We start from the raw sequence: 10,382 nt of genomic DNA on the forward strand, positions 1-10,382 counted from the left end.
ATATCAAGGCTGACATCAACGCTAACTTAAATTCACAACCATGAAGAGAACACTTATGAAAAATTTGTTCTTGGTCGGGGCATTTTTATGCTTTGGCCTCGCGAAAGGACAAACGGTAAACGGAACAGTTTCCGATGAAACGGGCCCCTTGCCCGGCGCGAATGTTTTGGTCAAGGGCACCACGAACGGTACCCAGACCGATTTTGACGGTAACTATTCTTTGGATAATGTGCCCGATGAGGCTACGTTGGTCATTAGCTACATCGGCTTTAGCACCATGGAGATTCCCGTAGATGGAAGGTCGCAGATCGACGTAACCCTAGAGGAAGACGCCGCCGAACTGGACGAAGTGGTACTTGTAGGCTATGGTAGCGCCAGAAAGTCGGATCTTACCGGGGCTGTCGGGCAGGTCGATGCCGAAGAGCTTCAGGAACGCCCGGTACAATCGCTGAACCAGGCATTGGCCGGTAGGCTTGCCGGGGTACAGGTCAACACCACCTCCGGCCGTCCGGGCGGTAAGACCAACGTACGGATCAGGGGCTTTAGCTCGATTAACTCATCGAACAATCCTTTATATGTTGTCGATGGAGTGCAGCTGCCACAGGGCAACCTGGATCAGTACAGTTCGGCCATCGATTTTTTGAATCCAAATGATGTCGTATCGATCGAGGTACTTAAAGATGCATCCTCGACAGCCATTTATGGGGCTAGGGGTGCCAACGGTGTCATTTTGGTAACTACTAAGAGAGGCCAGGCCGGTCAAGGTAGGATCAGCTATAACGTGGAATACAATGTCAAGGAATATGGACCCAATCTCGCCGAGGTGCTCAATGCAGCGGAATACGCTCAGGTGGAGCAAACTTCTTGGGAAAATACCGAGAAATTCGATCCGGAAGGATGGGCCGCCGGAGATTACGCCCAGTACGAGCCCCGGCTAAAAAGACAGGATCCGTTGATCGCACCTTTGTTCGATAGTAACGGCAATGCCATTTACGATACCTATTGGCCCGAAGAGATTCAGCAGCATCGATTGTCGCAGAACCACCAACTCGGCTTTTCAGGAGGCAACGAACGGACCACCTACGCCATTTCGGTCGGAATAAACGATGAGCAAGGGCTGCTCACCAACACCTATCAAAAGCGCTATTCGGGCCGTTTTTCCATCGATGACCAAATCAAGGAATGGGTTAAGATCGGGGGATCTTTGAGCTACAACTACCAGACCGAGAATCTTGCCGACACCAATGATCAAGTACCGCGAAGAATGGTGGAAGATTTCCCGTTCCTGCCCGTACGCTATCCTGCTGGTCATCCAAGGGAGGGTCTGTTTGCCGACAATAGGGACTACCCGTTTGCGGAAGGCACCTTCAGTTCCGTGCACCGACTGGACGGTCAACAATATATTTTAAATACCCAGACCGCTACGGGAAGTTTTTATACAAACGTAAATTTTACCAAAGATCTTGAAATGCGTACCGTGGTCGCGGCTAACATGATCACCCAGGAAAATCCCGAATTCCGTGATGGGACGCTGGCGGGCAACGGTCAGGCCTTTGCTTCGGTCAGCAGTAATAGGGAGGCTTTCTGGTCTATTGAAAATTATGTGACCTATACGAAAGACATCAACGAGAACAATGCGTTGACCGCTTTGTTGGGCGTTTCTTGGCAGCAATCGAATTCACTTTTTTTTAACGCACAGGTCAACAACTTCCCTACCGATTATCTTGAATACAACAATTTGGGCGCAGGTAACGTCAATTTAGGGGTCGCTTCAAATGCACAGCGGGAAGCATTGAATTCCTATTTTGGCAGGCTCAATTATAATCTGTTCGGCAAATATCTGTTTACCTTCACCGGAAGGGCCGACGGCTCCTCCAAATTCGGCGAAAACAATAAGTTTGCCTTTTTTCCGTCCGCGGCCTTGGCTTGGCGGATTTCCGATGAGAACTTTCTCAAGGATAGCGAGACAATTTCCAACCTGAAGCTGAGAACCAGTTATGGAGTGACCGGTAACTCCGAAATATCTCCCTATGAATCTTTATCCCTGTTGGGATCGGGATATCAGACTATATGGGGCGGTAACTTGATTGGAGGTACCGGTATAAACCGTTTGGCGAATCCCGATCTGAAGTGGGAAAAAACGGCGCAGTACGATGTAGGCCTTGAACTAGGCCTGTTCAACAATCGGGTGAGCATAGAGACCGATGTTTATTATAGAAAAACCACTGATATGCTTTTGGATGCACCGGTACCTCAATCCAGTGGATACCAGACCATCCGAAGAAATGTGGGTTCCATGGAGAACAAAGGGCTGGAAATATCCCTGAATACGCGGAATATCGCAACGGAAGATTTGGTTTGGAATACCGCTTTCAATATTTCGATGAACCGGAACAAAGTACTCTCACTGGCTACACCCTCCGATATTTTCGGGGTCGGTGGACCGGGCATTACCAACGAGACGAACATTATACGTATCGGTGAGCCAGTGGGAGCTTTTTGGGGCCTTACCCGCTTGGGTACCTGGAATACCGACGAGGCCGAGGAAGCTGCCGGTTTCGTAAGCTATAGAAACGGTCTCACGATATTGCCGGGCGATATCAAATACCAGGATTTCAACAACGATCAGATTATCAACGATGAGGACAGAAGGATTATCGGAAACGGGTATCCGACCGCTTCCGGTAGTTTGATCAACAATATTACCTATAAGGGAATAGACCTCACCTTGGACCTTCAATATTCCTGGGGCAACGATGTGATGGACATGAACCTACACTCCAGCGAAGACCGGCAGGCCTTGGCAAACAGTTACCGTACCGTGCTGAACGCATGGACGCCCGACAATCAGGACACCCCGATTGCACAGCTACGGGATACACGGGCGGGTTATGTAACCAACGTCGATTCGCATTGGGTCAAAGACGGTTCTTTCCTGCGTGGTAGAAACCTAATGTTGGGCTATTCCTTTACTCCGGATTTGATTGAACGCCTTCATCTGAACAAGTTGCGTATTTACGCATCGACCCAGAATTTTTTCTTATGGACCGCTGAAGAACTTATAGGAGATCCAGAGGTAATACCTATTCGTGGTGGTCAGGGCAACAATGTATTCTCGCAAGGTATGAAATGGCATGAATATCCGAGAGCAACAACATTTGTAATCGGACTTCAGTTGGGAATATAAGTATCAGTTAATTTTAAATTATAGACATCATGAAATATAATATAAGACAATATAGCAACAAGATGCTAGGGGTGGCGATGCTGTTGATAGGAACGGTCGGTTGTTCCGATTTTTTGGAAGAACAAGATCCTTCCAATTTACAGCCCGAAAGTTTTTACACAACGGGAACGCATGCCCAGGCAGCCATTGCAGCCGTTTATGCCGAAGCCAGGTTTGTGGGAGACGGTGCGGGTATTTTTTCGTCAAACTGGCAGTTTTTAATGGCCCCGACGGGGACAACGACTACGGAGACCGCCCAAAACTCGGATCTCAATAACCTCTACTCTTTATCCTTCGATGCCAATACGCTACATATTAGGAATTGGTGGGGAGGGATATATCAGGTCATTGCCAATGCGAATTTAGTGCTGGAAAATGTTCCGGGCATCGACATGGACGAAGCGGAAAAAAACAGGGTTCTGGGCGAGGCTAAATTTCTTCGTGCCTGGGCCTATTTCTATGCTGTTAGAATATGGGGCGATGTACCCTTGATAACTGTTCCGCAAAGTGCCACTTCGGAAGATTTTTTCCCGGTAAGGGCACCGCAGCAAGAGGTATATGGCCAAATCGTTACCGACTTGACGGAAGCAGAAAACGCAGGTCTTCCGTGGACCGATGAAAGTGGCAGGATAGGTCAGGCAGCGGTCAAAACCCTGTTGTCCAAAGTGTATTTGACGATGGCCGGCCAGCCGCTCAATGAAACGGCTCGCTATGCCGATGCAGCTGCCAAGGCCAAAGAGGTCATCGACAATGCGGGCCCCATCCGTCTTTTCGAGACATATGGCGATTTGCACGACCCAAGCCTAAATAATATGGGGGAGCATATCTTTAGCATACAATACAATAGCTTGGTCGCTGATAACCCAATGGACAATATGTACCCCAACTTTCAGCCCGTAACCTATCGTGGACCTTCTGGAACGGGAAGTACCATACCCGATATCGACTTTTACAACTCTTATAGCGACCAAGACTTGAGAAAGGAAAATAGGGAAGGATGGTTCTATACTAGCTATTATCGTAATGGTGACGGGGAATTATTCGAATTGGGGAAGCCATATATATTCAAATATTTTAACCGCACCGCAGATGGTACCCAGGGCGTTCCCGGTACTGCCATGGATAATCTCAACTTAATGATTTTACGATATGCTGAAGTACTTCTAATCTATGCTGAAGCATCCAACGAAGTCAATGGCCCCACCCAAGAAGCGTGGGATGCTTTAAAAGCGATACGAGACCGAGCAACACTAGATACTCCGGCCTTGGGCACCTTTAACGCACAGTCATTTCGAGAGGCGGTATGGACAGAGCGATGGCACGAGCTTGCTTTTGAAATGAAAGCCTGGTTCGATATGGTGCGGTTGCGACAAGTCTATAATGTTATCACAGGGGGCTTTGACGCCTTTGTCGGCCATGTCAACCTAAACTCGAACCAGCCCTTACAGGAAAAACATCTTTTATTTCCATTGCCTGAGCAGGAAACCATCAATAGCCCGAATTTGACCCAGAACCCCGGCTACTGAGTTTGAGGAAATTTGTTTGAGTTAGTTATCTGAGTTAGCTGAAAAGCGGGGGTAAATCCCCGCTTTTTTTGTACAGGATTTGATTTACCTTGGGCTATCCTTCTTATCGGCCGTCTATTTTTTATACTTATCCGTCAAGATAATCAGAAAATACCTATAAGGTCGGTGAATTTCGATGTATGGTTTTAATGGGATGAAGCGGTAACATTTAACACCGAATATTAAAATAAATTGAAAGCTCCCCCGTTATGGTATCTCCTAAACGATAAATCAGAATAAGCCAGATTATGAGTAAATCAAAGTATGTATTTCTAGCGTCCATGGCATTGGCCCTAGGCACAGGTTGTGAAAAATCGTCATCCGAGGAATTTGTGGACGTTAATGGAAAGACTCCCGGAAAATTTATTTCATCCATCACATTGGTGTCCGCACAGGATACGGATAAAAACGAAAAAGTGGATTTTTCCTATGACGCCGAAAAAATATTGAGTAGTGTTACCGACGGATCCGGCACGAGCGAATTTGTCTATGATGACAAAGGCTTGACCGAAGTTACCGGTGATGGTAGCGATGATACCTTCGATGTAGAGAAGCTGTATAAGTCTCCCTATGATGCCTTTGAGACCGGCGATGTTGTCGAATTTGATGACAATGGAAATCCCAGTAAAATTTTATTTTTCGAGGAGGAATATAATTTTGGGTCAGACGACTATATCAGCAAGCAATATTCTGCGGAACTGACCTATGAGGATACCCCTAGTGTATATTTTCATACGCTCAAGGCAGCAGGATTGATCGATGTTCTTGATCAAGTGAAACTGAACTTTAGTATGCAGCCCCAAGCTCAAGAAATAATGAAGGCAAGAACACTTTTGCCAAACAACAATATTTCCAAAATCACTTATAAGGATGAGGAGGGAGAAGTTGCTTTCGAAATTGAAACCTTTTACACGTATGATGCCGATGATTATCCGACACAAGTTACGGTAACCTCGAAGTCATCCGAAGAAACACAGGTGTACAAGATAAATTATGAGTATCTGTAAAGACAGCATCGTCAATCCATTATTATAAAGGATGTAATACAAATTTTAAGGAAACCCCGGGGCACAGCTTCGGGGTTTCTCACTTATACCAACTTGCAGAATTCTAAGGATGGTTTATTTCCTATCGTACATTTTTTAAACCGTCTTGTGATTGTATTCGATAATTGCCGTAAAATCGTAAATTTGCGGAATATGGAATTCTCTTCAAAACTGCTGGAAAACGCCGTCTATGAAATGTCACAACTGCCGGGTATTGGTAAGCGTACCGCATTGCGCCTGGTGCTGCACTTGTTAAAGCAGCCCGAAGAACGGACCTCAAAATTATCGGTTGCATTGGATAAGGTCAGAAAGGATATCAAATTCTGCACCAATTGCCATAATATTTCGGATGTAGAGATTTGTGAGATCTGTGCCAGTCCCAAGCGGGATAGGAGTCTGGTCTGTGTCGTCGAGGATATCCGCGATGTGATGGCCATCGAAAATACAAGCCAATACAGGGGCTTATATCATGTTTTAGGAGGAAAAATTTCCCCCATGGAAGGTGTTGGTCCGCATGACCTGACCATCGCCTCCTTGATTAAAAGGGCCAAAAGGGTCGAGATCAAAGAGCTTATTTTTGCGTTAAGTTCCACCATGGAAGGCGATACGACCAATTTCTATATCTTTAAGCAGTTGGATGGCCTTGCAATCAACACCTCGACCATCGCCCGGGGCATTGCCGTAGGCGACGAACTTGAGTATGCCGATGAGGTCACATTGGGGCGGAGTATTTTGAACCGAATTCCGTTTGAAGGGTCGTTGAAGGTGAACTAGAGTTGAAAAAAGTGTATTAGGTTATAGGTTTATCTTGTTACATAACATCGAAGAAAAATGTCAAAATTCGAACTGAAATTACCGCGAATGGGGGAGAGCGTTGCCGAGGCGACCTTAACGACTTGGTTAAAGGAAGTCGGCGATACCATAGAACTCGACGAACCCATTTTCGAGATTGCTACTGACAAGGTCGATAGTGAAGTCCCCAGTGAGGTGGAAGGCGTTCTGTTGGAAAAACGCTTTGAGGTAGACGATATTGTCAAGGTAGGCCAGACCGTGGCGGTTATCGAGGTCGCAGACGTAGATGCCAGCGAGGATGTAAATTCCGGTACATCTGCAACTGCTGAAAAGACTTCCCAGAAACCGGATGCGGAAGATATCGATGAAAAAGTGGCGGCCGAGGTCGGGAAGACCGTTAAAATCGCTAAGGAAACTGCCAAGCCATCGGGACAGTATCCCGAGAAATCACATCAGGAATCCGAACGTTTTTATTCCCCTTTAGTAAAAAATATTGCCAAACAGGAAGGTATTTCCATAGCAGAACTGGACAGCATTTCCGGTTCGGGAATGGAAGGCCGGGTCACCAAGAACGACATTTTGGAGTATATGGCGAACGGAAAGGGAGATTTCACCAAACCCCAAACCGATATAGCGAAGAAAGAGGATGCTCCCCAGCCTGAAAAATCGATGGCGCCCAGTGAAAACCAACCAACCTCGACCGTAAAGTCTTCTGGCAGCCACGAGGTCATCGAAATGACCCGAATGGGCAAAATGATCGCCAAGCACATGGTCGAGAGCGTTTCGACCTCCGCCCATGTTCAGAGTTTTGTCGAGGTCGATGTAACTAACATCGTTAACTGGCGCAACAAGGTGAAAACCGATTTTGAGAAACGCGAGGGAGAAAAACTCACGTTCACCCCAATTTTTATGGAAGCCATCGCCAAGGCCCTAAAAAAATATCCGATGATGAATATTTCGGTGGAGGGTACTTCCGTCATCAAGAAAAAGAATATCAATATAGGGATGGCGGCCGCTCTGCCCGACGGCAACCTGATCGTACCGGTCATTAAAAATGCGGACCAACTGAACCTGGTCGGGATGGCGAAAGTGGTCAACGACTTGGCATTGCGCGCTAGGGAAAACCGTTTAAAACCCGATGAGGTGCAAGACGGTACGTATACCGTTACGAACGTGGGCACCTTTGGCAGCGTATTCGGTACGCCCATCATCAACCAGCCACAGGTAGGCATCTTGGCCTTGGGTGCCATAAGGAAGCTACCGGCGGTCATCGAGACCGAGGCCGGCGATTTTATCGGTATCCGCAGTAAAATGTATCTCTCTCATAGTTATGATCATCGCGTCGTAAACGGGGCGCTCGGAAGTATGTTCGTCAAGGCAGTAGCGGATTATTTGGAGGCTTGGGATCTTGATCGGGAAGTTTAACCTCATTCAGGTTTAACTCCTCGAGACTTGGATCATATCTTTCATTTTTTGGAATTCGGTGCTTGAAATTTGGAATTTTAAACGATATCCTTGACAGACCAGTAACACTTTTTCTTTATTTTTGCACTTACCTTTAAAGCTTTCCAAGCCACAAATGCCAAAAATATCCGCTAGGCCTTCCCTAGAAAAAAGAGGGAGGTTGCTCCATTTATTCCTGATATTACTTCCATTACTCACTTTTTCCCAAGAAAATGAAAGTGAAAAAAAAGCGCCAATGCGCCTGTTTGTTGATTGTAACTGTGACAAGAACTATCTGCGCCAAGAAATTCAGTATGTAGGTCACGTTCGTGATCAGTCACAGGCCAATATAATACTTTTCATCTACGATATTGCCAACGGTAGCGGTGGCCGTAAATATAATCTGGAGTTCGAGGGCAAGGACGATTACAAGAATATCTTCGGAAAGCTGTCTTACGATACCACCGCAAACATGACGAGCGATGAGGTCAGAAAGGGACTGCTGGAAAAAGTGCAGTCAGGACTTTTGAAATACGTGCTCGAATCGGGCCTTGCAGATCAAGTGACCTACACCGTGATGAGCGATGGTATGGCAGAGGTTCAGGAAGTCGATTTTACCGACCCCTGGAACAATTGGATTTTTGAAGTGTTCGCTTCCGCGGAGCTCGATAAGGAAACGAGCCGTAGGGAATTTGAATACCGCGCCGGTTTCGAGAGCGATCATGTGACCGAAAAATGGCGCATACGTACCGATTTGGGCCTATTTCAATCCAATAGCGAATACGAGCGGAACGGCGAAACCTTTACCAGCGAAAGATATCGCTATTCGGGCAATGGCAGTATCGTCAGAAGTCTATCGGACCATTGGTCCACCGGAATCTTTGTGGGTGCCCGCCACGATACCTTTACCAATCTCGATTTTCGCTATTATTTTGAACCGGCCCTCGAATACAACATTTTTCCCTATCGCGAGGTATTACGCCGCGAGATTACTTTGGCCTATAAAATCGGATATTTTCACAACAATTATATCGACCAGACCATTTTTGGCAAGGTCGAGGAAGGTATTTTTAGCCATTCCCTCAACGTTCAGGTAAGGTATCGGCAACCTTGGGGCAACATATCCGCCCAGTTGCTGGGATCGACCTTTTTGAGCGATTTCAGCAAGAACAGGATGCAGCTCAACAGTAGTCTGTCGATTCGTGTGTTCAAAGGGCTTTCCGTTCGATTCTCGGGCCGGTTTGAAATCATCCGGGATCAAATCAACTTGCCCGGCGGCGATGCCTCGATCGAAGACGTACTGCTACAGCAAAAACAGATTGCCACCGATTTTGAGCTGGGCTTCAGTGTCGGCCTGAGCTATACCTTTGGTTCGGCCTTTAATAATATTATCAATACGCGGTTGTGATTTTGAAGTCGGACATTAATAAAATATCCCATTCATTTTTCAAAACCTCCCCAAACCGTATCTTTGCCCTAAACGACCTAATCCATGGATTTAAACCTCACACGCCCCATTTGTTTTTTCGATCTCGAAACTACGGGTACGAACATCGCCAAAGACCGTATTGTCGAAATTTCCATATTGAAAGTGCATCCCAACGGTACTTCCGAAAGCAAGACCTGGTTGGTGAACCCCGAGATGAAAATTCCCGATGACGTGATTGCCATCCATGGAATATCCAACGAAAAAGTAGCGAACGAACCTACTTTTAAGGCTCTTTCCAAGGAAATTTACGGAATGATAAAGGACTGCGATTTGGGCGGCTTCAACTCCGACCGTTTCGACATTCCGCTCTTGGTGGAAGAAATGTTACGTGCCGAAGTGGATTTCGATATGAAAAATATGGTTTCCATCGATGTGCAGACCATTTTTCACAAAATGGAAAAACGAACGCTTGGTGCAGCCTATACCTTCTATTGTGATAAGGAACTGGTCGAAGCCCACAGTGCCGAAGCCGATACCATCGCCACTTACGAAGTTCTGAAGTCGCAACTGGACCGCTACCCAGAACTGGAAAACAACGTAAAAAAACTGGCCGAATTTTCCACGCACCGCCAATTCGCCGATTTTGCGGGCTTTTTGGGCTATGACGAAGATGGTATCGAAATCTTTTCCTTCGGAAAGCACAAAGGCAAAAAAATACTAGACGTACTCGAAAAAGAACCCGGCTATTTCGGATGGATCTTAAACGCCGATTTTCCGTTGTACACTAAGAAGGTGCTTACACAGATTAAATTGAGTCAGTTGAACAATAAACTCCAATGAAACTGATATGCATAGGTCGTAACTACGCCGACCACATTGAA

At 46.4% G+C, this 10,382-nt stretch carries 7 protein-coding genes; all 7 read left to right on the top strand.

Translation table 11 applies throughout. From position 1 onward, the window contains the following. Positions 1-40: 40 nt before the first annotated feature. The 7 genes from ACEW8S_RS06960 to ACEW8S_RS06990 all read left to right on the top strand — a co-directional run bounded on the left by ACEW8S_RS06960 (position 41) and on the right by ACEW8S_RS06990 (position 10,341). On the top strand, positions 41-3,187 hold the full coding sequence (locus tag ACEW8S_RS06960) for a SusC/RagA family TonB-linked outer membrane protein (RefSeq protein WP_373517445.1): 3,147 nt from the start codon (positions 41-43) through the stop codon (positions 3,185-3,187). Between the two features lie 29 nt (positions 3,188-3,216). Further along, positions 3,217-4,752, top strand: a complete 1,536-nt coding sequence (locus ACEW8S_RS06965; protein ID WP_373517446.1) for a RagB/SusD family nutrient uptake outer membrane protein — start codon at positions 3,217-3,219, stop codon at positions 4,750-4,752. Between the two features lie 287 nt (positions 4,753-5,039). Beyond that, the gene (locus ACEW8S_RS06970) at positions 5,040-5,798 is read left to right on the top strand and encodes a hypothetical protein (protein WP_373517447.1); all 759 of its coding nucleotides are present in this window, start codon (positions 5,040-5,042) and stop codon (positions 5,796-5,798) included. Between the two features lie 192 nt (positions 5,799-5,990). Then, the gene (gene recR / locus ACEW8S_RS06975; protein ID WP_373517448.1) at positions 5,991-6,611 is read left to right on the top strand and encodes a recombination mediator RecR; all 621 of its coding nucleotides are present in this window, start codon (positions 5,991-5,993) and stop codon (positions 6,609-6,611) included. 57 nt (positions 6,612-6,668) lie between these two features. After that, on the top strand, positions 6,669-8,054 hold the full coding sequence (locus ACEW8S_RS06980; RefSeq protein ID WP_373517449.1) for a dihydrolipoamide acetyltransferase family protein: 1,386 nt from the start codon (positions 6,669-6,671) through the stop codon (positions 8,052-8,054). A gap of 274 nt (positions 8,055-8,328) precedes the next feature. Then, positions 8,329-9,480, top strand: coding sequence for a DUF481 domain-containing protein (locus ACEW8S_RS06985; protein WP_373517450.1), 1,152 nt, complete (start codon positions 8,329-8,331; stop codon positions 9,478-9,480). Between the two features lie 84 nt (positions 9,481-9,564). Next, complete coding sequence (locus tag ACEW8S_RS06990) at positions 9,565-10,341, top strand: exonuclease domain-containing protein (RefSeq protein ID WP_373517451.1); 777 nt, start codon at positions 9,565-9,567, stop codon at positions 10,339-10,341. The last annotated feature ends 41 nt before the right edge of the window (positions 10,342-10,382 follow it).

Source organism: Pricia sp. (assembly GCF_041745955.1).
In the GTDB taxonomy this organism is placed as follows: Bacteria; Bacteroidota; Bacteroidia; order Flavobacteriales; family Flavobacteriaceae; genus Pricia.

What these genes read in the sequence shown, in the direction of transcription:
- ACEW8S_RS06960 (WP_373517445.1), top strand. Translation starts at nt 41, where the DNA reads ATGAAGAGAACACTTATGAAAAATTTGTTCTTGGTCGGGGCATTTTTA.
- ACEW8S_RS06965 (WP_373517446.1), top strand. Translation starts at nt 3,217, where the DNA reads ATGAAATATAATATAAGACAATATAGCAACAAGATGCTAGGGGTGGCG.
- ACEW8S_RS06970 (WP_373517447.1), top strand. Translation starts at nt 5,040, where the DNA reads ATGAGTAAATCAAAGTATGTATTTCTAGCGTCCATGGCATTGGCCCTA.
- recR (WP_373517448.1), top strand. Translation starts at nt 5,991, where the DNA reads ATGGAATTCTCTTCAAAACTGCTGGAAAACGCCGTCTATGAAATGTCA.
- ACEW8S_RS06980 (WP_373517449.1), top strand. Translation starts at nt 6,669, where the DNA reads ATGTCAAAATTCGAACTGAAATTACCGCGAATGGGGGAGAGCGTTGCC.
- ACEW8S_RS06985 (WP_373517450.1), top strand. Translation starts at nt 8,329, where the DNA reads ATGCGCCTGTTTGTTGATTGTAACTGTGACAAGAACTATCTGCGCCAA.
- ACEW8S_RS06990 (WP_373517451.1), top strand. Translation starts at nt 9,565, where the DNA reads ATGGATTTAAACCTCACACGCCCCATTTGTTTTTTCGATCTCGAAACT.